This is a genomic window from Paenibacillus sp. BR2-3, from assembly GCF_046529485.1.
In the GTDB taxonomy this organism is placed as follows: Bacteria; Bacillota; Bacilli; order Paenibacillales; family Paenibacillaceae; genus Paenibacillus_AQ.
Genome location: NZ_CP126311.1, coordinates 2,980,388 through 3,005,306, shown reverse-complemented (window position 1 = coordinate 3,005,306; position 24,919 = coordinate 2,980,388). Strand labels below are relative to the sequence as shown.

The following is a 24,919-nucleotide window of genomic DNA, read 5'->3' as shown; positions in this document are numbered from 1 at the left end:
AGGTGAAGCGATTATGGCGATGACGATTAAACATGCAAGTGAGAAATTTGATGTATCACAGGATACACTCCGTTATTATGAACGGATCGGACTGATTCCTCATGTGAATCGCAACAAAAGCGGAAACAGAGATTATTCGGAGGAAGACTGCAGGTGGGTTGAATTTATCATATGCATGCGAAATGCCGGTCTTTCGATAGAGTCATTGATTGAATATGTTGCCCTGTTTCAACAGGGAGATGAAACCGCCGAGGCAAGAAAAGACCTTTTAATCGAGGAACGCAAACAGCTCGTCACAAGGATGGAAGTTATGAAAAAAACATTGGAACGCTTGGATTCCAAAATTGCAACGTATGAGCAGACTATAGGTGAAACAGAAAAAACACTAAGAAGACCGATGCAATAATTTTAAAAAGAAATATAAAAGGGAGTTTTGCATCTGAAGAAAGTTCTGATCCTCGGCGCAAATGGCGAAAAGCATCGTGGACGCAATGGATGCGACAAGTGTTAAACGTCTGATTTTTATCAGCTCCATGGGAATTTATGATGAAGTTCCAGGGCAGAAATATCGCAGTATATTGGATCCCTACCGAAAGTCAGCTGAAATCATTGAAGACTCCAATCTCGACTATACGATTTTGAGACCTGCATGGTTTACCCAAAAAGACGAAATTGACTATGAGACCACGCAGAAAGGCGAGCCTTTCAAAGGGGGAGTCGTATCGTGCAACAGTGTTGCCGACTTGGTTGTTAAATTGGCTGAAACGCCTCAATTGGAAGTTCGCCGCAGCCTTGGAGTGAACAAACCTTAATAAGATGGCCGATTACTGAGAAGCGACTTGACGTATGGACTATGTAAATATATAGGAGGTCTTACAATGGAAAAACGTACATTAGGCAACAGCGGATTGGAAGTCTCAGCTATCGGGCTCGGCTGCATGGGAATGAGCTACGGCTTTGGTCCGGCTTCGGACAAGCAGGAGATGATCTCGCTAATCCGGGACGCTTTTATTTTGATGGGTGCAAGATATACGGAGGAAATGGAGAAGAGGACCGGCCTCTAAGTGTAGGTTCCGTAAGGCTCTATAATGACGAAAACAGCAGCCGAGTATATAGCTGACTTAATCAACCATTTTCACATTTACATAAACGATAAGTACGACGAAGCCTATAATCAAAATAGTGAATAAAATTTGTGTATGTTGGAATGATGTTACCCCTGCTGCTAAAAACAGAATGCTCATTATTCCATAATATCCACCTAATAAAATCGATAACTTATTTTTATCCGCGACACGTTTTTCATTAAATCCTGAAAGCAGCCATGTCTGCTTTTTAATACCGATTATAAAACCTAAGATAAGTAAAATCCCGCCTACGATTATTAAATCATAGTTCATCGTATATCCCCCTAATTAGAATTTTTTAGTTATGCTTGGGACTACATATAGAGCAATTAGTAGTGAAACTAATAAGCAAATTATTATATCCTCTATTGTAATCCACCCACTAATGTTCAGTATAGACGAACTGGTACGGATTAGAAGACGGGTATTACCGGATCACGCCGGTTGCCGCCGGCCGGCTGCCGTCAGAGGTTGAATCGCTGGTTCTGCGCCATGTCGCCAATCAGGAAACCACGCTGCAGGCAGGCCTGCACCAGGATGGGAATCTTGCTTTCCGTGCCTTCTCGGCCGATCCGCTTGTGTCCATCGGGGTCGGGACGCGAGAGCTCTGATGCAGGAGATGCTGCAGAACACCAAGGAATACCTGCCGGGTTGGAATCTGGTGAAAAATTCACGGTTGGTGGCAGTCAACTTTTAATTGAACTGAAAAACGATTGCTGCAGATGAACCTTTCATCGCGGCAATCGTTTTTTTGCTTTTGCGAGTTGTAGAGAAGGCTGCGTGTCGGGATTGACATCTATCGGTCGCTTACCGAATATCATTGTCAGCGGGCAGAGGGGCCAAAGAGCAGAGCCAGCAGACACGATCCCGCATCTTTTCATATCGAAAGCGAGTTCCAACTGTCAATTCAACTGCTCGTATCAAGAGATTCTGAATCCGGATAATAGGCGAAAAGGATTCTATTGTGCTGGTCTTCGCTGTCTACGTATGGTTTGGTTAATCGATCCGAACCGAACATTCAGGGCTGGGTTGCCAGAGTGTTCAAGTACGTACGATGTACGGCTCGGCGAAAGGAATGACTCCGGGCTGCCCTATACATATTTAGATAAGATCCCGTTCACTCTCGTTCTCTGTATAGATGGATATAAGCACGATTGCTGTGTCATCCCCTATATTTCTTACCACATGAGGCGTGCATGCATTCCAGCTAAAAGAATCCCCTTCTCCAAATTCGGCTGCATCTTCCCCTTGCTCAGCGTAAATTCTCCCTTTAATCACTAAATGGACTTCCTCGCCTTCATGCGCATGTGGTTCGTCTCCCGTCGAAGCGCCAGGAGGGAACTCTACGAGTCTCATCCTTACGTTCTTTGTGGAGCTCAGGTGCTCCACCTTTAGATTTTCTGCCCCGCTTGTTGTGATTCTGCGTTCATTCTTCCGGACAATACCCATTCGATCCTCTTTCTTTAAAAGCAAATATGCTAAGGGCACCTTCAACGCCAGTGCTATGTTCTCCAGTGTTGAAATGGAGGGCGAGGTTTTATTGGTTTCAACCTGGCTCATAAAGCCTTGGGACAGGCCGGTTGCATCGCAAATTTGAGCGATGGTGATATTCTTACGCTTCCGAATCGATCGTATGGTGGAGCCGATATCCATTTGAATACACTCCTTAAATATTTGTAATACGTAACATATTTTAATATTAGCAATTTTCCTATTGACAAGTCAATGTGATCTGCGTTAAATTACTCATATAAAATTTAAATTTTTATTACTAATAATTTATGGAGGAGAGAATACAAATGACAAAGACAGCAGTTGTTTCAATGATTATGCGTGTGGTGATGGGAATCATATTTATGTTTCATGGGATCGCCAAGTTCCAAATGGGACTAAGCAATGTTGATGCATGGTTTAGTTCTATAGGTATTCCGGGATCATTGGCTTATCTCGTGGCGGTGCTTGAGCTTGTGGGCGGTATTATGCTTATTGTGGGGTTGTTTACTCGTTACGTATCCGCATTGTTTATCGTCATGCTAATCGGCGCGATTGTCACAACGAAGCTATCGGCCGGACTTCTTGGCAATGGTCAAATGGCTGGTTATGAGCTGGACCTTGGATATATATTGGTTTCGTTGTATCTGGCTGTTGCCAATGAGACGTCTCTCTCGGTTGACCATCTTATTAAGAACAAACGCAGCGCATAACTATTATAAGGAGTGAGAAGCCACATGATGCCTTCCTATTTTTTCGCACACGGCGCCCCGTCGATCGTTCTTGAGGATAATGAATATGCACAATTGCTAAAGAACTTTAAGGATCATACACCCAGACCGAAAGCGATCGTGCTCTTTTCCGCTCATTGGGAGGAGCCGGTACAGACCGTCGGTGCTGCTGAAACGTATGATACTATTTATGATTTTGGCGGATTTCAGGATGAGCTTTACGAAATGACCTACCCGGCCAAAAGCGATCGCCCGCTGAGCGGGCAGGTTCAGTCGTTATTTTTAAAGCACGGTATTCAGAGCGTTCAGAATGAGAGCAGAGGATTAGATCATGGAGCCTGGGCGGTTCTAAAGCTGTTATATCCGGATGCGGATATTCCGGTGGTTGCTTTATCCGTGAACCGAAATCTGCCGAACGAGCAGCAGTATAAAATTGGTAAAGCGTTGGCAGAGCTTCGGGAACAGGATGTTCTAATCATCGGAAGCGGAGGAACCGTTCATAATCTAGGAAGATTGAAATGGCAGTCCGAAGGAATTGATGAGTGGGCAGAGCAGTTCGACAACTGGCTCCAGAGTAAACTCGAGACATGGGATACGGAGGCGTTGTTTCAATATCGTGAACTGGCTCCTAATGCCCAAGAAGCCGTACCGACGAGTGAACACTTTATTCCGCTTCTTCTTGCGATGGGAACCGGTGACTCTAACCGTAAGGCGAAGCTGCTTCACCGCAGCTATCAATACGGCAGCCTGAGCTTAAGCTATTGGGAATTTAATTAAGAGGAGTGCAAGAGTACGGATCGGATGACACTAATGACTACCGCGGCAGTGGAGAGACAAATATTCTCCATTGCTGCGGTTTTTTTTGTATTGCAGCAATCGAAGTTGGTTAATGAGCGGAAACCTTGTAGGGGGATTGCTATTTTGATAGTGAGTTACTAAAATCGCTTGACTTGGAGTTAACTTCAAGGAGTAAACTGCATTTGAAGGAAACAATAGCTATTGGAAAGCGAGGAATCTATCAGATGGAATATGTGAAACTTGGAAATACCGGCTTGGATGTATCCCGGCTGTGTCTTGGCTGTATGGGCTTTGGTGTGGCAGAGCGTTCGTTTCATAAATGGGTGCTTGATGAAGAGGGCAGTCGTCCAATTGTTAAAAAAGCCCTGGAGCTTGGAATCAATTTTTTTGATACGGCTAACGTCTACGCAAACGGAACAAGCGAGGAAATTCTTGGAGGCGCACTCAGGGATTATGCCAATCGGGATGAAATCGTCCTCGCGACAAAAGTTCATGGCCGCATGCATGAAGGTCCAAACGGTGCCGGACTTTCCCGAAAAGCAATCATGAGTGAGATTGATAAAAGCTTAAAACGTCTGGGAACAGACTATGTGGATTTGTACCAGATTCACCGCTGGGATTACCATACGCCCATCGAAGAGACGATGGAAGCCTTGCATGATGTGGTGAAGGCAGGGAAGGCAAGATACATAGGTGCTTCTGCCATGTTTGCATGGCAGTTTTTGAAGGCCCTACATGTAGCCGAGAACAATGGATGGACCCGGTTTGTATCGATGCAGAATCATTACAACCTCATATACCGTGAAGAAGAGAGAGAGATGATGCCTCTCTGTAAAGCTGAACAAATCGGCGTGATTCCATATAGCCCGCTTGCAGGAGGAAGATTAACAAGAGATCCACAGGAAACAACGCATCGTTCCGAAACCGATCAAATTGCGAAACAAAAATACGATGCGACTGCAGATACCGATCGATTAATCATAGATCAGGTTGCGGCTATCGCAGAACAACACGGTGTTTCCCGTGTTCAAATCGCCCTTGCCTGGCTGCTGCAGAAAGAACCGGTAACAGCCCCTATTGTCGGTGCTACAAAAATATCCAATCTTGAGGATGCGGCAGCTTCACTTTCCATTACGTTAACACCTGAAGAAATGGCGTCGCTCGAAGAACCGTATGTACCTCACCGGATAGTCGGGCACCAGTAATTGTGAGTGTGATAGGAGGAATAAAACGTGGAACGCCTATGGACGAAGCCATTTATTCTAATCACTATAGGAAACCTATTTCTATTTAACGCATTTTATATGCTGTACCCGACTTTGCCGCTGTTCATTAAACAGATGGGAGGCAACGAATCGCAGGTTGGTCTGGCGATGGGCGCGTTTATGCTGTCTGCCGTTATTTTTCGACCCATTGTCGGTGGGCTCTTGGATCGATTCGGCAGGCGTCCATTTATTGTCTGGGGACTGCTTCTCTTCATCTTGGCGATGTATATGTATAACTGGATCGTTGGAATCGTCGTTCTAATGGGGCTTAGAATTTTACACGGGATGAGCTGGGCCGTTTCCACAACCTCCATTCTCACGGCGATTACGGATATGATCCCGCCGGCACGCCGCGGAGAAGGGATGGGGTGGTTTAGCACGTCCATGACCCTGGCTATGGCAATCGGCCCGATGTTCGGCATCTGGATTACACAGAATCTATCGTTCAGCGCTCTGTTTTTATTTGCCGTGGTTCTCTCTACCGCAGCGCTGCTTCTAATGGTTGGTGCAAAAATGCCTTTTCGCCCGCAATCGGGCGCAAGGAGAATCGAATTGTTCGAAAAATCGGTCATGCCCATCGCGGCATCCGTCTTTTTTCTGTTTGTCGCTTATGGCGGCATTACCACCTTTGTTCCACTGTTCGCGGACTCGATACAGGTCAATTCCGGCGCGTTCTTTCTGGCCTTTGCTGCAACACTTGCACTCAGCCGCCCCATTTCGGGGAAACTTTCCGATCGATACGGAGAGGTGTTTGTTATTGTACCGGCACTTGTGATTTCGATTTGTTCATTAATTGTCATGAGCCTCTCGACCAGTTTGATCGGCGTGCTTGTATCGGCGGTTCTATATGGTATTGGCTTCGGTTCCGCGCAGCCGGCTCTTCAAGCGGCAACGATACGTCTGGCCCGTTCGGACCGCATAGGGGTTGCCAACGCCTCTATATCGACTGCTAATGATCTTGGCATCGGGCTAGGTGCGATCATGCTAGGCTGGGTCTCCCAGTACACAAGCTACCAAGTATTGTTTGCGGTCAGCGCAGTGTCAGTAGCGTTCTCCTTGTTGCTTTTCATTTTCTTTGTGAAACGTTTGTTGAACAACAAAGAACTGAACCCTCTGAACACCAATCCTCTTCCTTCGAAAGAAATTGTTGACGCGGTTTCGAAATAACGGATGATTTATGTCAGATTGCTTTCCAATAAAATCCCCACTTGTTCTTCCATAACATTAGGTGGATAAGGCATTCCATTCCACGATCCCTACGTAAGCTGGCGCGATAAACTGAAGAATAATCTCTTCGCTTAATCCGCGCTTTTTTCCCTCTGTCAATTCCCATCCATTCCTGATATCCTCGATGACAAATTCAAGAAACCGGCTTCGGAAGAAGGGGGCTCCTTTACTGGTTAACATGGCGGAAAAGAATAAATAATTCCGTTCAAAGTATTCGAACCAGGTCATCTTTTGTTTTGCAGAATCCTTTTCAGATTCCGATTCGCAGAATTCCCGCAGTTCGCTGATATGTTCCTCAATGAGCTTATCCAACAGGTCAAATTTATCCTCGAACAACACGGTGTTCCCCGTGTTCAAATCGCACTTGCCTGGCTGCTGCAGAAAGCACCGGTATCAGCCCCTATTGTCGGTGGTGCCATAAAAATGTCCCATCTTGAGGATGCGGCAGCTGCCAGTTGGCATCAGTAACGTTGGAAAGCTTGATATAAGAAAAATGCCAAGAACGCCCAGTCCATGAGATTGGGCGTTCTTGTTTGGAGAGGGGGCGGATTCATCGTAGATAAAGCAAGCTAATAAAAAGTTACCTGCTTCGATTATGGTTTGGCTTGCTTAGGTTTGCATGCTCGCACTAAACATTTAATCCCTTTCCACCCAGAATTTGCTGCATACATTTTTCAACACGTGACTCTCGAGTTTTGGATTGTTTGGGTTCAGAGAAATAAAGAATGTATGCTTTTTGCCGTCCGGGCGTCAATGCTTCAAAAGCAGTTTTCAAGGCAGGGATTTCATCGAATTTATTTTGAAATTCATCAGGAATTATGAATTCTGTATTCTTTTTAAAATCCACTTCCAAACCGGTTTTTTCAACTTCAATGGCTTCATAAATATAGGCTTTCAAGATGGTTTCCATTTCAGCTATTTCTCGAACATTGGTGAACCGAATCTGGCGCCCCGCTTGTACATTCTCCGTTTGTTTGATTAGAATACCATGAGCATCCTTTAACAAGGCACCTTTGATAAACAGAAGCGCACAGTACTCTTTAAATCCATGTATTAAAACTATGTTTCCTTTCTGAAACGTGTAACAAGGAACACCCCACTTCAATTCTTCGGTCAGCTGACAGTCAAGAATGATCATTCTCAATTTCTCAATTTCTTCCTGCCACTTTTTGGCTTTACTTAAATATTCATCAACCTTAGGATTCATTCTACTATTTGTCATCAAGGAACACCCCTCTTCATCGCTTATTTCGTATCTGCGTCTTATAGGTTCAATTGTACTGCTTATTTATGGATTGTACAGTTTTCAGTTATGCCTCGGCGTAAAAAAAGTGTTAGAGTTAGTATGAACTGAAACGGAAAGATTATTGTCGTTATGCCTCTTGGAAGCCGCGCTGGTCGCGGCTTTTTATTTTATGAGTTCCATCCGGAGGTACTCCAGTTATTATAACGATTTTGGGGGTACACATACTACGGCCTTGGCTGCTGCGTATCATTTGAAAAAGTTAGATGAAAATCGCGAACCAACAACGCATGAAATATTACATTCTCATAATTTCAACAAGCTAACCTCTAAGGATAGGGGGAAGTTGTACTTTCACGGAATTGATGAAGAAGGGAATAGAGTTTATACCGTGGGTAGAGGCAGATCCAAAATCCTTGTTCCAGGAATATACAATTTGATCGAAATGCTTTATAAGGAAAATGTACTCCAAGAAAAAATAATCCTATCTAATACTTCCCCGACAGTGCCTTTCTCCATGACCATAGGGGGGTTCCTTTCCCGTTGGCTAAAAATTGACTTTATTGGTGTACCATTATTAATATTAGGGTCAAAGCAAACTTATAAAAACATCATACAAGTAGTACATACTACCAAAAGCACAGCGAAAAACTCGACTGAAAAATTGGTTATGCTTGATAATAAAATATTTTGAATGCTTGAAATTACAAGATGCCATTAAAATAAAATCAGAAAAGATCTTCTGACAAGAATGGACATGCATGGTTTTGACAGTGACCTCAGGGAATGAGAAAATGTTGTTTTGTAGAAAAAAACAACTTTGGAGGCTTATTAATGAATCAGCGTTTTCGTCTAACACGGTCGATGCAGGAAAACAATATGGAGCAATCTATCTCTTTGGAAGAGTGCGAACATTATTTTGCGTCCAAACCCGACTTTACGTACTCACAAGTTTTCACCATTAAAGGACCAGACAGCATCATGTCCATTGATGGGGACTTTTTTATGTGGAAGCATGGGGATGCGGAAATCCCTTTCCGGCTATTCATGGGAGATTTATATGTAGCTATTTCAAACGAAGCTATAGTTCCCAAAATGATTGAAATTGCAACTGATCTGCAAGCGGATGTAGTTGAAGGGTAGTAAGTCTGATTTAAGAGGAGCCCGTTTTTCCGGGCTCTTTTTTTTCATATCATTATTTTGTTAACTAGGGTTTAGTTTTGATTTGCTGAGCTGACCAGATATCCAGTTGTTTCTGTTTCTCCTTTATAACTCTATCAATACCCGCTGTCCGGAGAGCGGCACGGAACTCGGGCAATGTCTCATCTGGATCTAAGGTTCCGGTTTCAAGTCCGTCCAAATATTGATTGAGAACAGCCTGTATGGCTGACATTTCGGTGCGTACGGGATCGGCGTTGAAGGAGAATCCCAGCGCTTTGGAAGGCTTGGCCTCTTGATTATAAAGCGCAGTTTGCTCCCAAATATCAGGCTTATAAGATTCCCAGATATAAGTGAGAAATTGATTGCCAACTTCGTAATTACTAAACCAATATCCCACGTTGTTTATATTCTTACCGGCAGGATAAGCAATCGATTGATCCTTTACCTTAATATAATGTTTTCCCTCGATTCCATAGTTAAGCAAATTCAAAAGACTGGCATCGGAATACAACAGATTGATAAATTTCATGGCAATATCCGGATGCTCGGAATGAGCGGCTAGACTCATGCCGAAGACCTTGATCGTTTCTGAAGTCATAACCGGATCGGTTAAAGGCACTGCAACCATAGGCATACCCGTTAAGCGTGATTCCTGTTCTTCTACACCTGGTTTTATCGACGAGAAATAAGCAAATCCTGTACCCGTCTTGACAAGTTCTCTCCCATTATCCGTACTGACAGCAGCATCCTTGGGGATGTATCCGGCATTATACCATCGGTTTATTCGGCGGATATCCTCTTCATACTGCTTCGTCTCGAAGAGATTAACTACCTTCAGACTATGAATAAAGTCGGGAAGCACGCCCACTCTGTCGCCTAGGCCATCATAGCTCCATCTCCTCATTCCGTAATAAATAGAAGGATTGTGTAAGGGGACAAGGGGATAGATGCCTATTTCCTTGGTTCTGATGGTTTGAAATATTATTTCCAAATCATCCAGTGTACGAAGTTCATCTAAACGAAAGTGGTACTTATCTAGCAAATCCTTGCGCATTACAATCCCGTCTCCGGCAGCCCAATCTCGTATATTGGGAATAGAGTAAAGCTCGCCATTCACCTTAAGGATGCTTAGTATCTCGGGTTTGATCGAGTTTAGAAGATCCGGCGCGTACTCTTGGAGGAGATGATTCAAGGGTAATACATGACCTTTGGTAATCATGCTGTTGTTTATGGATGAATTTGTAGTCACAAATAAATCAATCGCTTGTTTTTTGAGCATCATTAACTGAATCTGCTGGTAATAATTATCCTTTTGAACGGGGAGCAGGCGTATTCTTGCCCCCAGTTTCTGCGACACCATACGATTGATTTCTTGCTCTACTTCCGGTAAATCCGGGCTTGGCTGATCTTCTCTATAAGCGAATATAATCTCAGGTAAATCATCGGAGGCGAAAGGGGCCGACGGCTCTTTGCCTTTTAGAACGGAGCAGCCTGACATTGCAAATAAAACGATTAGCAGACTAACCGTAAAAAACGGTGATTTAAAAGATTTTTTGGTCCATTTCATAGTTCGTCACCCGTTTTTCAATGTGTGCAAGCGATTATGCTGACGATAATCCAGAGGACTCATGTCCATATGTCTCTTGAACTGTTTAGAGAAATAAGAGAAATGAGGGATGCCCACACGTTCACCTACCGTACTGACGGGAAGATCGGTATGGATCAGAAGCTTTCGTGCCGCTTCTATACGCTCCTTCATTAAGTAATCCAGTATGGAGAAGCCTGTTTCCTTCTTAAAGATCCTGGCTAAATAATCAGGATTTAAGAATACATAATTAGCAACATCTTTTCTTGTCAAGTTTCGGTCCAGATGATCAGACATATACTTCTGCACTTTGCTGACCACATTTTTAGTTTCTCCAGCCGAATGTATGTGAAGAATGGACTGTTTAATAACAACATGAATCCACTCTTGCAGATGAAATACGGAGCGGGTGGCGGCTGAAGCAAACTTGGAAATCTCAGGTTCTGCAAAAATTAAATGAGCTTGCAATTCCTTTAACTGCAGTGTGTAATAGACCATTTGAAGGAAATCGTGATAAAAACATTCCAAATAGGCTTTGTCTAGCCGGCCTTCTTTGGATACCTTGTTCCAGAACTGTTCGAGATTAGCCTCCAGCAGCTCCCTGTGCCCGGCTTGCAGCATTTCCTGCCAAGGGGACATCGAAGGTACGGAAAGTGTAAAGATATCTTCATGTCCGCTTTCATAATACAAGTGAACTTTATTCCGAGACCATACTTGATTTTGCGAAGATTCATTCAATTTCTTCAGCATGTTTGGCAATTCGTGAATGGCAACAGGTGGTCCGATAAAACAAGTCAAGTCGCAGTAAAAATATTGATTACAGGAGCTAATGTAAGTTGAGCAGGCATCTGCTAGCGGCTCCAGATTCAAGTCATCCGGATCCAGCATTAGTATACTTGCGAAACCTCCATTATTTAATGGAATCGTTGAACCCTCCCCCGCATATACCGCTATACATTCGTTGGCTGCATTTAAGAGTGCATATTGAAGGATCATCTCTTCCCGCTCGGTCCATTTCTTGTACCAACGATCGATTCGTATAAACACAGGAACAAACGATTTATCAAGCTGATCTTTTATTGCCAAATTTTTCACAGCATCACGTATATCACCGGGGCGGGCAGGGATATTACCGCTGATGAGGTCGGACCAGAAGCGCTCAATAAGTAAAGGCTGGTGTTTATTCCATAGTTCATATGCTTTCTGATAGGTTTGATGAAACTGAGTCTGCTCACGGGCTCTAAGGAGCGGTTCAACCGCTTTACGAATGGCGTTCTCCAGTTCTTCCGTTGTGGAAGGCTTGAGCAAATACTCGATACTTCCGAGGTGGACAGCTTCTTTGGCGTAGCTAAAATCAGAATGGCAAGTCAGGATAATGCACTGCGTATGCGGATAATGCTCCTTGACCCATACCATAAATTGAAGGCCGTTGATTTCAGGCATTTCAATATCACAGATCATAATCTCAATAGGGAAATTTCGGAATATTTCTTCTGCTTGATGGACATGAAGGGCCGTATGAAGGACTGAAATTCCTAGTTTTTCTTGATCCAGTTCCGCTTCAATGCCTCGAATGGCATGCAATTCGTCATCCAGAATTAGTAATTGCACCTGCGGTACCCCCTTGTTCTTGTTAGTTTTGCAGTAATTTAATCATGATGTGGGCGCCCGAATTTGTACCATTGGAGATGGTTATGCCGGAATGAAGTGGTTCAGCAAGACGGATCCTGCGCTGGGCATTCCATATCCCAATATGCTCTCCATGCTCATTGCTATGAAGCTTTTCCTCTTGTATTCGAGCCAGCACCTCGTCTGGAAAACCCTTGCCGTTATCCCGTATAGATATGCTAGTGTAAGTGAGCCCCTCATGATGGGTGACAGCCGCTTCGACGGATATATGAAGGGGTTGATTCATGACGAAACCGTATTTAACCGAATTCTCGACAAAAGGCTGAATAATAAGGAGTGGAACGGATTGCTCGAGAGCAGCTTCCTCAGCGGAAATGGCAAAGGTTAATTGACCGGGGAAACGCATCTCCTGGATTTTTAAATAATTAACTATATGATCCAGTTCATCCTTCAAGCTTACCATCGACATGCTGCTGCGCAGGGTATAACGGAAATGTTTGACCAGATACATCGTCATATCCTTAATTAACGCATAATCCTGCACCCTGGCCAGACTGTAAATAATGTTCAGCGAGTTTAGGAAAAAATGAGGATTTACCTGTAACTGCAGATGCTTGAGTTCGGCTTGTTGATGATTAAGTTGTTCTTCATAGACACTGATTTTTAAGGTTTCTATTTGATTAGCCATATTATTAAATGTTCTGTTCATAAGTTCAAACTCAAGTGAATTGGGCTTGTTGTTGATTTGCGATCCCCAGATTCCTAAGGATACCCGGTGCATAGCGGCAACCATATCTCTTATCGGTGAAAGAATGATCTTTCGAAGGAAGACCAGAAATAGAAGCACCAGAACAACCGCTCCTGCAGAGATTATGGAAAAAAGCTTCTGCCAATAAGGCAGCTGTTCCAATATGGAGCTGTCGAGAATTAATGATACAACATTGAAATTTCCTTTCTCGGATGGAGTGCCAATTAGTAAATAACGGTTAGCGGTTCCTGTTAACTTATAGGTGCTGTCTCCAAATTCTAAATCCAGACCTGATTCTTCAGAGACAAGGTCCAGGTCATTCATCGGAAGATTTTGATCTGTAGTGAGTAAAGTTATTCTTCGCTCCGATTGGCTGATGTTTTGGAATGGAATGAGCAATTGATCCGCTCTGACAAGTGCCCCGACATAGACCCCTTCCGTATAGATGATACGGCATAAGAAATAATGCTGCTGGGTGGAATTCAAGACGGACCATTTCTCCTGGTTAAAATCCAGTTTCTTCTTGTCTTCAAACAGTTGTCGTATTTGTGCTGCAATAATTTCCCGTTCAGCGAAGGAATAGGCGCTTAAAGACGTTTTAATCAAATCATCATTGGCTGGAGAATAGATGAAAAATAAATCAACCTGACTAAAGCGGTTGCGGTCTGTTTTTAACTTATTGTACATTCTTATCTTGGCTTTATTGTAGTCTTGTTGATTATCGCCTTCCCACAGCCGAAGGTATGCCAAATCAGTTTCTTGTACAGCAGCAGAATACAAGTATTGGTCGACTTCCTCCAAGCTGTTGTCCATTTGATTCATAAAAAGTTCCATCGTTGTTTGGTGAGTGACGGCGGTCTGTTTGCGTACAACTTCGATAGCATAAAAATTATTATAAATCAGAAGAAAAATTAAGGGGACAATGACGATTAGAAATCCGGCGACAAGTTGAAACCGAATGGAGCGGAACAGCTGAATGTTAGGTTTGGTCATAGCTGTGGCCTGCCTTTTACTAAGGAATGTCTTAGTACTTAATATAATTGAAATGGGTATGAACTAAAATAGAAACTTGGAACAAGTCGGTTTTGTGATATTTCGTATACCGTATTGTAATAGTTGAAAGAGGATAGAGGAGGTAATATTGAAAGCGGATACATCAAGTTACGAATAAGCAAACTAGGAGGAATTACACTCTATGGCCCCATCGAAAAAGAAAGCTTTGCCTGTATTGCTTACCACTGCATTGGCCACTTCCTTATTGTCCATCACCCCCCCCGGTGCTGCCTCTGCAGCAACAGCTGCTAACGTACCGGGATTAATTGAAGCGGAGTACTTCACTACGGCTCCGAGTTTCACCAGTACAATTGGAACAAGTCAAACCGCCAGTCAAGGGCTGGCTCTCCGCCGCGTAATAGCGGGTGATGAATTCAATTATTTAATTAATGCGGCTGCTGCAGGCACCTATAAGGTCGTTGTCAATTTTGGCGCACAGGTCTCGGAGACGGCAGCGTTCTCTTTGAGAGACAGCGCAGGTAAAGTACTGCATACCTTTAACATACCTGCGACTGGCGGAGTTTACAATTGGAGTACTGTAACGGGATATGTGAATCTGCCGGCAGGACAACAGACTTTAACGTTATATTGCGATAAGGGCGGTTACAATATCGATTCCTTCCAATTCACGCCAGTCACGAATGTCAATCCGCCGACAGCCGATTCTGCTTCAGGCACTTACGCTTCAACGGTAAACGTAAAGCTTGCCGATGATATCCCCGGCGCACAAATCTATTACACGACGGACGGATCAACGCCGATTGTAACTAGCGACACGAACGGTGCTTCCCGCCCGGGAAATGCATCAACCATTTTATACGTAAATCCGATTGCTGTTGCTTCGGCCACCTCCATTCATGCTGCTGCTGTCAGAAGCGGGTTGGCTAACAGTGATGTTGCAACCTTTAATTATGCCATTGATCCTAATGCGAAGGCTGCTGCCCCGGTTGCGTCCAGGGTTACGGGGACATACGGAGGTACACAAAGCGTAACTTTATCTTCAACATCCTCCAACGCCAAAATTTATTACACAACAGATGGCACTACACCTGCTGCTTCAGTTACTGGATCAACAAAATTGTACAGCACAGCTGTTGCCGTCAGCTCCAGTACTACACTGAAAGCCATTACAGTTGCTGATAGCTTAAATTCCAGCGATGTATCGGTTTTCACTTACAACATTATTTCTGCAACTCCAACCTCCGATATTGCAACTGGAGTATCCGTTCCGGATGGGGTCAGAGCAACCTTGTCGTCAACAACGGCGGGAGCAAAAATGTATTACACAACGGACGGCAGCGATCCGACTGCTTCAAGCATGCAATATACAGGACCAATCGGCCTGACCGGCAGTATTGCTGCCAACAGGCAAATTACAATTAAAGCGATTGCTGTATCACCAAGTCTGGGAACCAGCAGCATCACGACGCTTTCCTACACAATTGATCCTGCTCTTGTGAAGTTAACCGATGCGATTTCTATTCCTGGTGTCATTCGTTCAATGACATTGCAGGAGAAGGCGGATTTGGTTAGCGGAAATGGAGTAGTCCGTATACCGGGAGCCGCTGGTGGATCCAAAGCCATCCCAAGATTGGGCATTCCGGGAACTACGTATGTAGACGGTCCGGCAGGCGTTAGAATTTCGGCGCATCCGGAAGGATGGGTTGATTCCAGTGGTAATCCGTCAACCCGATATGCTACACAGTGGCCTAACGCCACAGCTCGTGCCGCGACCTGGAATACGTCTCTGGAGCTTGCACTTGGTACGGCATTTGGCAGAGAAACCCATTATTTCGGCGCGGACCTTTTGTTGGCTCCGGCTGTCAATCTTCACAGAAGTGTGTTAAACGGAAGAAACTTTGAGTACTATTCAGAAGATCCGGTTCTTTCGGGTAAAATGGCAGCAGCAGAGATCAATGGAATTGAATCTCAAGGCGTCGGCGCAGCCATCAAGCACTTCTCATCTAATGCTCAGGAGACCCAGCGCAGTAACGGCTTCACGAATGTAAGTGGGCGCACTCTCAGGGAAATTGAGCTTAGAAGCTTTGAAATTGCAATCAAAGAATCCCAGCCGGAGGCTCTGATGACGGCGTACAACCACTTGAATGGTGTGAGTACGGCACAAAATTCGGAATTAACAAACACCGTGCTCCGTGATGAGTGGGGCTTCAAAGGATTTGCAATGACAGACTGGAATGGTCAAGGCAACGCTTCCTATTGGGCCAAACAAGCCGGCAATAACCCCTATTCGTCCAATCTTAAAGCCGGTGTGGATATAGGAATGCCTAACGGTGATGCAAACAAAGTGATCGAGGGAATTAATTCCGGCTTCCTTACGATGGCTGAACTCGACAAAGGTGTGAAAAACATTCTTGAGTTTGTTGTCACATCGCTTTCTTTCAAGGGAGAACCGGCCAATACAGAACCCAACCCTCATGCGGAGCAGCATGAATCGATTGCTTATCAAACGGCTGTAGAAAGTATGGTCCTGCTTAAGAACGGCACCGTCAACAATAAGCAGGTGCTTCCGCTAAAAAGCGGCAATATTACGACTATCGGCAACGCATCAACGGACATGGTTCGCGGGGGTGACGGCAGCGGCGGCGCTAATATCGACACCAGCAAGCTTGTGCAATTGCCGCAGGCGCTCTCGGCGATCTATAAAGGCGGTTCCGTTATCGATACTTCTTCTAAGAGCTATGCACAAGTTCCAAGCGTCCTGCCAATTGGCGGCTTCAGCACCACCGGTGCCAAGAATGAAATGCAAATTACGGATAGTCAGATGGATGACCTAGTGAAAAATACAGATAGCATTATTATGACTATTGCAAGGGGTTCGTCAGAAGGCTCTGATATCCAGAAGAAAAAAGGTGCCTATTACATCAGTGATGCAGAAAGAGACTTGATCAATAAGGCTTCTGCTAAAGCCCATGCAGCAGGAAAGTTGTTTATCGTCGTCCTGAACTTAGGCAGCCCGATTGAAATGGAGAGCTGGATGGAGAAGGCGGACGCTATTCTGCTCGCTTGGGAACCAGGTACAGTTCTTGCTAAACCAGTTGCAGCCGTATTAACCGGAGCGGCCAACCCGTCCGGTAAACTGCCGACTACTATACCGGTTGATGTAACGGGGAAAGACAGTAAAGGATACCTTTACTCACCTGCAGTGGACTTCGGTCAGACAAATGGTCAGGGCGGGGTCGCCTACAATGAAGGGATTTATAACGGTTACCGGTATTACGATACCTTCAACGTGCCTGTCTCTTACGAGTTTGGTTATGGTAAAAACTATTCGACGTTTAAGTACAGCAATTTGAAATTAAGCTCTGCCACATTTAAAAGTGTCAGCGATACGATGAATGTCAAGGTCGATGTAAAGAACACAAGTGCTGTAACCGGCAAGGAAGCTGTCCAAATTTACGTTGGGGCGCCAGGTAAATCCATGGACAAACCTGTGAAGGAATTAAAAGCATTCGCTAAAACAAATGACCTTGCAGGTAACGCTTCGCAAACCCTGAACTTTACACTTGATGCGAAATCGCTTGCTTCCTTCGATGAAGCGCGTTCGGCGTGGGTGGTGGAACCGGGAACTTTTGTGGTGTATGCCGCAGCCTCCTCAAAGGATATCCGGCAGGTAGCAACTTTTAAGGTTACTAAAGAGATTATTGCGGATAAAGTTCATGACGTACTTAATCCAATCGTTAAGTTGAACTTGATCAAACCGGCATCAAACGGACAGTATGTAACCAAAGCCGAGTTTATCAATATGCTCGTGCAGGCATTTGATTGGATGGATGAGAGTGCAGTAAGCAAATTAACTGATGTGAAAAAAGGATCCTTGTATTATGGATCCATTGCTACAGCTCAGAAATTGGGTGTTGTGAACGGTAAAAAGGATGGAAGCTTCGGAGTTAATGATCCTATTTCCCGCCAGGATATGGCCGTCATCATGTTTAAGGCAGCGCAAAAGTTAAATGTGGATTTAAAAGGCAGTAAAGTCGTTTCTCCGTTTACTGATAATGCCAAAATATCTCCATATGCGAAGGATGCCGTAGCCGTCCTTCAAAAGTCGGGAGTTATTAACGGTATGAGTGGCGGACTGTTCATGCCAAACGGTACAACAACGAAAGACCAAGCAATAGTAACCATTTATAGATTAGTTAATGTTGTTAAATAACTTTTTAATAACCGGAAAGACGGATCACTGCATTCAGTGCTCCGTCTTTCTCATTGCATTGGCGTACTGCGCAACTATATTGTCGCCTTGTGCTATTTACGCAGCAATCCTGTGTAGATAAAATAATAACTGTCCTGCTCATAATGAAGGACACTATTCATAATACTAACCTTTATATATTTGAGGGTTATTGAGAGAGGTGAATATGTATGACGTCTCATTCTTTGGACCGTATTAAAATCCCGGCAGGATTTTGGAAGGGATTACTTCAGTTTAATATTGCTGCCCATGATGTGATTCGCAAAGCACAATTGCCGCTGGCTGTTCTTAATGAGACCTTTGTTGTGAATACAGCCCAGTTTTTTGCACTTTGGCAAGCTTTCTCGGAGTTGGTTAATGACCCTGCAGATTGTATTGTTAAACTTACGACGGGGATGCAAACAGCGCAGTTACCGCCGCTCGTCTTGGCGCCTTACCACTCACGTGACTATCGGGACGCGCTAATACGAATGGCCCGATATAAACAAATGTGCGTCCCCGAACGCATTGACATCATCGAGAAGGGTGAGCTTTGTGCAATCGAACTGGAGTGGCCCTATGCAGATCAGCCCGAGCCGCCTATGCTGGTTGGTGTCATTATGGCATCTCTTCTCGAGATCGGGCGGCGAGGCTCAGGTTATCCTATGACCGCGTATGCTCTTGAATTATCTGGCCATATGAGCAGCAACGTAGAACCCCTGGAAAAATACTTCGGCTGCCGCATTAAGTTAGGTGCTGAACGGAACCGGCTCACTCTTTACCGAAGCGATCTCGATCGTCCCTTTATCTCTTACAACGCCGAGCTGCTCGAGATTTTAACTCCAGCACTGGACCGATCTCTAAATGAGCAGCAGCGCAGCAAGTCCATCACAGAAATGGTCAAGTGGATAATGAAACGAACCTTAGCTTCAGGACGCCCAGACATACATATCGTGGCGAGTGAGCTGGGGATGAGCGATCGCACCTTGCAGCGCCGATTAACCGACAATTACACGAGCTTCAAGCAATTATTAACTGAAGCCAGGCACGAGAAGGCACTGGAGTACCTTGCGGATCCTACGCTCGATCTTAAAGAAGTGGCATTTCTGCTTGGATATGAAGACCAAAGCTCTTTCTACCGGGCCTTCCGCCTTTGGGAAGACGATACCCCTTCCAATTGGCGTGCCGTACATTTAGGCTTTGATGCGATTTCCGAAGATTCGCCTGGCATGCCGGGCTTGCACTAATAATAAGCTTGGCGCCTGATGTCATAACATTGGCGTATGGCGCTAATTACTCGGTTGAAATTAGCAGCTACAATAATGACTATACTGCTGAGCAGCGGTTACCGTAGAAAAATTAACAATTCAGGAGGATCTACAATGCAAAAAGTAATTCTTAACAATGGTCTCGAGATGCCAATTATCGGTTTTGGTGTTTTTCAAATTCAAGATGCAAACGAATGTGAGCAGGCGGTTTATGATGCTTTAATGGCAGGTTATCGTCTGCTGGATACAGCTGCGATTTACCAGAATGAAGAGGCGGTCGGCAGAGCGATTAAGCGGAGCGGCGTGCCTAGGGAAGAACTATTCGTTACCACTAAAGTCTGGGTTAGCGATGCCGGTTATGAAAAGACGAAAAAAGCGTTTGAAACATCCCTTGAAAAACTGCAATTGGATTATCTGGACCTCTATTTGATCCATCAGCCATATGGTGACGTGTACGGATCATGGCGTGCGATGGAGGAACTGTACCGGGAAGGAAAAATCAAAGCCATCGGCGTGAGCAACTTCCATACAGACCGTTTGGTGGATCTGCTTATCCATAATGAGATCACTCCTGCCGTAAACCAGGTTGAAACTCATCCATTTAACCAGCAAATTGAAAGTCAGAACCTGATGGAAGAGAATCAAGTTCAGATTCAGTCCTGGGCCCCTTTTGCAGAAGGTAAAAATAACATCTTCCAGAATGAGGTCTTAGTATCCATTGCTGAAAAGTATACTAAGTCTGTTGCTCAAGTGATTTTACGCTGGCTGACTCAAAGAGGTGTCGTTGTTATTCCTAAATCTGTACGCAAGGAAAGAATCATCGAAAACTTCAATATCTTTGACTTCCAATTGAGCGAAGTGGATATGAACGCGATTGCTGCGCTGGATACAAATGAGAGCTTGTTCTTCTCCCACCGCGATCCCGCAATGGTAAAGTGGCTCAGCAGCACAGTAGCTGAATAATTAATACCAGCTGCTCAGCAGACAGGGGTTGCATATGATACCAGCATCGAGCAATAACAATCAACAATCTCGCAGGCGTAAGTCAAAGAGAGTAATTTTGAAAAGAATTATGTTGTACTCCGCTGTTCTTCTTACTCTATTAGGTGTGGCCGCTGCATTAGTGCTCAATCTGAACCCTGCTTTTGGTGGAAACCTTACGGAAGAGCAAAAGCAGGCCTACAAGAAATACCCTAATTTCGTGGATGGTAAATTTGTGAATTTGGAACAGGCAGACATAAGCTTTACTCTGTCGGACTCCATATCCATGATCACGGATTCTATAAATGGCGGGAAAGATCTCGAACCAAAGGGAATCCTGCCTGTCATGCCAATAGATTGGGATAAAATCAGAAGTGAAGAAGACAGTTTAACCTGGTTCGGACATTCAGCTTTTCTAGTCAGTCTGGATAATAAAAAAATACTAGTAGATCCCATGCTCTTTTCAAGGTCTTCTCCAGTATCCTTTGTCGGAGGCAGTACAAGATACACCGGGAGTTTGTTAGATATAATCGATGACATGCCTGCAATTGATGCTGTTTTTCTATCTCATGATCATTAAAATCATCTGGATTATTCATCCATACTAAAGCTGAAGAATAAGACTAATCATTTTTTTGTTCCGCTTGGCGTAAGCAATCACCTGATTCGTTGGGGGGTCCCCGAAGAGAACATTACTGAACTTGGCTGGTGGGATGAATCGGAATACGAAGGTTTACAGGTTGCATTTACTCCATCCCAACATATGTCAGGAAGAGGACTCTTTAATGGTAACACAACATTATGGGGGAGCTGGGTCATACTTGGACAAAACACACGTTTTTATACCAGCGGGGATGGCGGTTACGGAAGCCACTTTAAGGAAATTGGACAAAGGTACGGTCCCTTTGATATCGCCTTAATTGAAGGGGCGCAATATGATGAACGCTGGCGGAAAATTCATATGATGCCGGAAGAATCGCTTCAAGCCCGGGAAGATTTAGGGGCTAAGAATATGATGCTCATTCATTGGGCAGGGTTTACGCTTGCATATCACGGTTGGACAGAGCCCATTGAACGGGCCATACGTGCAGCCGAGAAAGAGAATGTGAATTTAATCGCGCCTCAGATTGGCGAAACTGTAGCCCTGAAACACGGAGAGTGGTCATACCCAATTACCTACTGGTGGAACAAGTAAAGAGTCAGACAGATCACATTTATGAAGGCGAGCCTAACAAGCTTGCCTTTTAATGATTGGAGTGAATGGTATTGAAGGTCATTATTTTTGGCGCAACAGGAATGGTAGGACAAAGTGCACTGCGGGAATGTTTCTTAGACGACAAGGTTCAAGAAGTAGTTACGATCGGCCGTAAGGCTCCGATGCAGCAACATGCCAAATTAAGATCAATTGAACTTGAAAATGTCGCTGATTTACGGCCAATTGAACAACAAATAACAGGGTTTGATGCTTGTCTTTTCTGTCTCGGTGTATCTTCTCAGGGGATGAAGGAAGAGGAATATAGACGAATAACTTATGACATTACGCTATCTGTTGCAGAGACATTAGTAAGACTGAATCCGCAAATGACCTTCATCTATGTCTCGGGAAGCGGGACGGATAGTTCCGAAAGAGGCAGATCCATGTGGGCGAGAGTGAAAGGGAAGACGGAGAATGATTTATTACGGCTTTCTTTTAAGGCAGTGTATATGTTCCGGCCAGGGCTCATTCTTCCCCTTCATGGCGTGAAATCCAAAACAAAGCTGTACCAATTCTTATATGATGTGCAGAGACCTTTTTATACGTTATTAAGTAAGTCGAACAGTGTCATTACATCTGAACAATTAGGGAAGGCCATGATCCAAGTGGTGCATACCGGTTATCCCAGCCCAATTATTGAAAGCACGGAGATTAAAAAAATAAGTGTGGAGCATTAGGGATAATTTCTGCGCCCTAACGTTGCGTTAATCGCTATTGAGAAGAATTAGAAAAAAGCAGGTCTAAAAAGAAGCAGTTGCATTGGCAATCTGTTTCTTTTTTTATTTCATCAATTCTATTCAAATAAAATTATTCTCCCATAAAAACGACACTTTTAGCGGGATCGTACATTTCCTTTAATTGTTTTACGTCGGATCTCGGAGGAGAACCAAACATACGGGAATATTCACGGCTGAATTGGGAAGCACTCTCATAGCCGACCCGGAATGCGACTTCTGCAGCTTCTGCAGATTCAGATAGCAATAAACGCCGTGCTTCCTGTAATCTGAGTTGTTTCTGAAATTGAATGGGACTCATGCCTGTCACTTCCTTAAAGTTACGGTGAAAAGAAGAGATGCTCATACTGGCTGCTTCTGCAAGTTGTTCCACACGCATAGGTTGATAGAAATATAAAGTGATTTGATCGATCGCTTCCCTAATCCGGTAACTATTGCTGCCTTCTATTGCAATTTGTCCTAATGCAGGACCGTAAGGTCCCTTCAAGAGTGTATACAGAATTGCCTTTGTGAAAAGCGGGGCAAGAAACGGGATGTCATCCGGTCGATCCAGTAACTCAATTAGTCTGAGAGTTGCATCCATTAATGAATGCTCCATTTGGCCTACAAAAAGAGCCCGACTGGTGTTCTCCTTTGGTATCATGCGGAAGTTTGCTTCATTGATAACCTCTAAAATCTGGTCGTGCGTAAACTGTTAACCCGTATTCAAAACGTTGCTGAGCCAAGATCACTTCTTTTAAACCCTGGGCAATAAGACAAAAAGAAGGTTTATACACCCTATATGCGCGTTCAGATACTTCAGAGCATCGAATGAGTGATAGCTGGGGAATAGATGTCTCAGAGACCCCTTCCTTAAGCGAATGGTGCTGAATGAGTTTTGCCAGTTCCTTTTGCTGTTTCAGGATCTTCTCCGACATGACTATTCCTCCGGATGTTTTTTCTCGATTATAAACTAGAATGATCCGCATTGCTAACCATGATGATAGGAATAGGCAATCATTTAATACAATCAGGATATCGGTTAAATTCTTGTTTCCTGCATAATTAGTTAGTGCCCAAATGAATGTAATGGAAAGGAGAAGCTGATCAAAGAGATGAATAACACTTGGAAAATATACCTGCTGGCTTTAATCAGTTTCTTGGTCGGAACTACTCAGTTCGGTATTGTTGGCATGCTTGATCAAATTGCCGCATCAGCCGGCGTATCCGTAGCAGCTGCAGGTCAGCTTATAACCGTATTCGCGCTCGGTAACGCAATAGGTACACCTATTGTAATAATAGCGACGGCGAAGATGAATCAGCGCAAGCAATTGTTAATGGCGCTCATTATCATATTAATCGGAATCGCTTCAACACTTTCTCTTCCGGGCTTTGCCTTATTGATGGCATCTCGCGTTGTCCTTGGACTCGGAACTGGAATCTTCGTAGTTACAGCTTATTCTCTAGCCTCAAAGATGGCATCTCCCGGACGCCAAGGCTCTGCGATGTCCAATGTTGCTATGGGATTTAGTTCTTCTCTTGTATTCGGAGTTCCTATCGGCCGTATGATCGCAGCCACATATGATTGGAAGACCATCTTTTGGGGGATTGGTTTTTTATGCCTGCTGGCGACCTTTTTAGTTGCAAGGACAATTCCGGTCATGGAAGGAGAGGCGTCTGTACCTCTATCCCAGCGTTTAGCCTTCTTAAAGCAGCCTAGAATTGCAATCACCCTCGGCGTGACTTTCTTTGTATTTATTGGCTTTTCCTTAGTCGATACGTACATTACGCCCTTTCTTGCTGCAGCTATGCCAACTATGGAGGACCATATGAGTGTCATTCTTCTAATTTTAGGAGTAGGAAGCTTGATTGGTTCCAGACTGGGTGGTTTTCTGGCGGATCGAATTGGAATTAAACGCACGCTTTTCTGTTCCATGGCCGTACAAGCCCTTGTCTTAGTACTGCAATCCACCGTATCTGGATGGATAGTTGTCACCATTGTTCTGCTCATGCTATGGGAAATCGCAGTATGGACGTTCGGTCCCACGCAGAATTTCAATCTGGTATCACTGGCTCCCGAGGCTTCCAGTATTGTGCTTAGTCTAAACAGCTCCTTCGTTCAGCTCGGATTTGCCGCAGGCGCGGGAATCGGAGGACTCGCGATTGGAGACTTGTCAGTTCTGGCGATTACTTGGATCAGTGCCGTTTCAGTAATAGTTGCTGCCGCCGTCGCACTGTTATCTCTAGGCCGAGGCTCATCATTTGTAAGATCACGAGGATGACACTCATAAAAGTGGAATAGCCTCACAAAACCCTGCTGCTTTTCTCACAATTCCCTCACAAATGTCTATGATATTACATTAAATAAGAGTTTCACTAAGACCTTTATACGTGGATCACAATGACAATTTCTCATGTGTTCTGCAGCAGATATTCATATCTGGGATCATGG

At 44.3% G+C, this 24,919-nt stretch carries 23 protein-coding genes and 3 pseudogenes; 18 read left to right on the top strand and 8 right to left on the bottom strand.

What is annotated here, in order from left to right; genetic code table 11:
* Positions 1-13: 13 nt before the first annotated feature.
* The 3 genes and pseudogenes from PaeBR_RS14210 to PaeBR_RS14200 all read left to right on the top strand — a co-directional run.
* The gene (locus tag PaeBR_RS14210; RefSeq protein ID WP_410511231.1) at positions 14-406 is read left to right on the top strand and encodes a MerR family transcriptional regulator; all 393 of its coding nucleotides are present in this window, start codon (positions 14-16) and stop codon (positions 404-406) included.
* A gap of 61 nt (positions 407-467) precedes the next feature.
* Entirely contained in the window at positions 468-812 is a 345-nt protein-coding gene (locus PaeBR_RS14205) for an NAD(P)H-binding protein (protein WP_410511230.1), read from the top strand.
* A 66-nt stretch (positions 813-878) separates the two neighbouring features.
* Positions 879-1,007 (top strand): annotated as a pseudogene (locus PaeBR_RS14200) (aldo/keto reductase); the annotation flags it as partial.
* A 114-nt stretch (positions 1,008-1,121) separates the two neighbouring features.
* On the opposite strand, the gene PaeBR_RS14195 reads toward PaeBR_RS14200, so the two are convergent.
* A complete protein-coding gene (locus tag PaeBR_RS14195; RefSeq protein ID WP_410511229.1) occupies positions 1,122-1,400 on the bottom strand; it encodes a DUF3784 domain-containing protein in 279 nt (92 codons plus the stop codon).
* A gap of 161 nt (positions 1,401-1,561) precedes the next feature.
* Here PaeBR_RS14195 and PaeBR_RS14190 point away from each other — a divergent pair, with 161 nt between their 5' ends.
* Positions 1,562-1,738 (top strand): hypothetical protein, encoded by a 177-nt coding sequence (locus PaeBR_RS14190; protein ID WP_410515185.1) that lies wholly within the window; start codon positions 1,562-1,564, stop codon positions 1,736-1,738.
* A gap of 490 nt (positions 1,739-2,228) precedes the next feature.
* Here the strand turns inward: PaeBR_RS14190 and PaeBR_RS14185 are convergent, their stop codons facing one another.
* On the bottom strand, positions 2,229-2,780 hold the full coding sequence (locus PaeBR_RS14185) for a helix-turn-helix domain-containing protein (protein ID WP_410511228.1): 552 nt from the start codon (positions 2,778-2,780) through the stop codon (positions 2,229-2,231).
* 146 nt (positions 2,781-2,926) lie between these two features.
* Between PaeBR_RS14185 and PaeBR_RS14180 the strand changes: the two genes are divergently transcribed.
* The 4 genes from PaeBR_RS14180 to PaeBR_RS14165 all read left to right on the top strand — a co-directional run bounded on the left by PaeBR_RS14180 (position 2,927) and on the right by PaeBR_RS14165 (position 6,579).
* Entirely contained in the window at positions 2,927-3,331 is a 405-nt protein-coding gene (locus PaeBR_RS14180) for a DoxX family protein (RefSeq protein ID WP_410511227.1), read from the top strand.
* A 24-nt stretch (positions 3,332-3,355) separates the two neighbouring features.
* On the top strand, positions 3,356-4,126 hold the full coding sequence (locus tag PaeBR_RS14175) for a DODA-type extradiol aromatic ring-opening family dioxygenase (RefSeq protein ID WP_410511226.1): 771 nt from the start codon (positions 3,356-3,358) through the stop codon (positions 4,124-4,126).
* 245 nt (positions 4,127-4,371) lie between these two features.
* A complete protein-coding gene (locus tag PaeBR_RS14170; RefSeq protein WP_410511225.1) occupies positions 4,372-5,352 on the top strand; it encodes an aldo/keto reductase in 981 nt (326 codons plus the stop codon).
* 27 nt (positions 5,353-5,379) lie between these two features.
* The gene (locus tag PaeBR_RS14165) at positions 5,380-6,579 is read left to right on the top strand and encodes an MFS transporter (RefSeq protein ID WP_410511224.1); all 1,200 of its coding nucleotides are present in this window, start codon (positions 5,380-5,382) and stop codon (positions 6,577-6,579) included.
* A gap of 57 nt (positions 6,580-6,636) precedes the next feature.
* Here PaeBR_RS14165 and PaeBR_RS14160 read toward each other — a convergent pair whose 3' ends face one another.
* Positions 6,637-6,819, bottom strand: a complete 183-nt coding sequence (locus PaeBR_RS14160) for a hypothetical protein (protein ID WP_410511223.1) — start codon at positions 6,817-6,819, stop codon at positions 6,637-6,639.
* 150 nt (positions 6,820-6,969) lie between these two features.
* Between PaeBR_RS14160 and PaeBR_RS14155 the strand changes: the two are divergent.
* Positions 6,970-7,092 (top strand): annotated as a pseudogene (locus tag PaeBR_RS14155) (aldo/keto reductase); the annotation flags it as partial.
* A 175-nt stretch (positions 7,093-7,267) separates the two neighbouring features.
* On the opposite strand, the gene PaeBR_RS14150 reads toward PaeBR_RS14155, so the two are convergent.
* The gene (locus tag PaeBR_RS14150) at positions 7,268-7,861 is read right to left on the bottom strand and encodes a YdeI/OmpD-associated family protein (RefSeq protein WP_410511222.1); all 594 of its coding nucleotides are present in this window, start codon (positions 7,859-7,861) and stop codon (positions 7,268-7,270) included.
* 193 nt (positions 7,862-8,054) lie between these two features.
* Here PaeBR_RS14150 and PaeBR_RS14145 point away from each other — a divergent pair, with 193 nt between their 5' ends.
* Complete coding sequence (locus PaeBR_RS14145) at positions 8,055-8,576, top strand: DUF3189 family protein (protein WP_410511221.1); 522 nt, start codon at positions 8,055-8,057, stop codon at positions 8,574-8,576.
* A gap of 140 nt (positions 8,577-8,716) precedes the next feature.
* Positions 8,717-9,025: a hypothetical protein gene (locus tag PaeBR_RS14140; protein WP_410511220.1), complete on the top strand. Its 309-nt coding sequence runs from the start codon at positions 8,717-8,719 to the stop codon at positions 9,023-9,025.
* A 64-nt stretch (positions 9,026-9,089) separates the two neighbouring features.
* Here the strand turns inward: PaeBR_RS14140 and PaeBR_RS14135 are convergent, their stop codons facing one another.
* Genes PaeBR_RS14135 through PaeBR_RS14125 form a run of 3 tightly spaced genes read right to left on the bottom strand, consistent with a single transcriptional unit; the run spans position 9,090 to position 13,998 of the window.
* Positions 9,090-10,610, bottom strand: a complete 1,521-nt coding sequence (locus PaeBR_RS14135; protein WP_410511219.1) for an ABC transporter substrate-binding protein — start codon at positions 10,608-10,610, stop codon at positions 9,090-9,092.
* Positions 10,611-10,616: 6 nt separating this feature from the next.
* Positions 10,617-12,239 carry a response regulator gene (locus PaeBR_RS14130; protein ID WP_410511218.1) on the bottom strand — a complete coding sequence of 541 codons (1,623 nt, stop codon included), beginning with the start codon at positions 12,237-12,239 and terminating at the stop codon, positions 10,617-10,619.
* A 22-nt stretch (positions 12,240-12,261) separates the two neighbouring features.
* Positions 12,262-13,998 carry a sensor histidine kinase gene (locus PaeBR_RS14125; protein WP_410511217.1) on the bottom strand — a complete coding sequence of 579 codons (1,737 nt, stop codon included), beginning with the start codon at positions 13,996-13,998 and terminating at the stop codon, positions 12,262-12,264.
* A gap of 202 nt (positions 13,999-14,200) precedes the next feature.
* Here PaeBR_RS14125 and PaeBR_RS14120 point away from each other — a divergent pair, with 202 nt between their 5' ends.
* The 6 genes from PaeBR_RS14120 to PaeBR_RS14095 all read left to right on the top strand — a co-directional run bounded on the left by PaeBR_RS14120 (position 14,201) and on the right by PaeBR_RS14095 (position 22,431).
* Entirely contained in the window at positions 14,201-18,232 is a 4,032-nt protein-coding gene (locus PaeBR_RS14120; protein ID WP_410511216.1) for an FN3 associated domain-containing protein, read from the top strand.
* Between the two features lie 209 nt (positions 18,233-18,441).
* Entirely contained in the window at positions 18,442-19,497 is a 1,056-nt protein-coding gene (locus PaeBR_RS14115; protein ID WP_410511215.1) for a helix-turn-helix domain-containing protein, read from the top strand.
* A 135-nt stretch (positions 19,498-19,632) separates the two neighbouring features.
* Positions 19,633-20,481, top strand: coding sequence for an aldo/keto reductase (locus tag PaeBR_RS14110; RefSeq protein ID WP_410511214.1), 849 nt, complete (start codon positions 19,633-19,635; stop codon positions 20,479-20,481).
* A gap of 97 nt (positions 20,482-20,578) precedes the next feature.
* A complete protein-coding gene (locus PaeBR_RS14105; RefSeq protein ID WP_410511213.1) occupies positions 20,579-21,079 on the top strand; it encodes an MBL fold metallo-hydrolase in 501 nt (166 codons plus the stop codon).
* Between the two features lie 6 nt (positions 21,080-21,085).
* Complete coding sequence (locus PaeBR_RS14100; protein ID WP_410515184.1) at positions 21,086-21,694, top strand: MBL fold metallo-hydrolase; 609 nt, start codon at positions 21,086-21,088, stop codon at positions 21,692-21,694.
* A 71-nt stretch (positions 21,695-21,765) separates the two neighbouring features.
* A complete protein-coding gene (locus PaeBR_RS14095; RefSeq protein WP_410511212.1) occupies positions 21,766-22,431 on the top strand; it encodes an NAD-dependent epimerase/dehydratase family protein in 666 nt (221 codons plus the stop codon).
* Between the two features lie 130 nt (positions 22,432-22,561).
* On the opposite strand, the pseudogene PaeBR_RS14090 reads toward PaeBR_RS14095, so the two are convergent.
* Positions 22,562-23,405: pseudogene (locus tag PaeBR_RS14090) on the bottom strand (AraC family transcriptional regulator N-terminal domain-containing protein).
* A gap of 177 nt (positions 23,406-23,582) precedes the next feature.
* Here PaeBR_RS14090 and PaeBR_RS14085 point away from each other — a divergent pair.
* Positions 23,583-24,749: an MFS transporter gene (locus PaeBR_RS14085; RefSeq protein ID WP_410511211.1), complete on the top strand. Its 1,167-nt coding sequence runs from the start codon at positions 23,583-23,585 to the stop codon at positions 24,747-24,749.
* Positions 24,750-24,919: the final 170 nt, after the last annotated feature.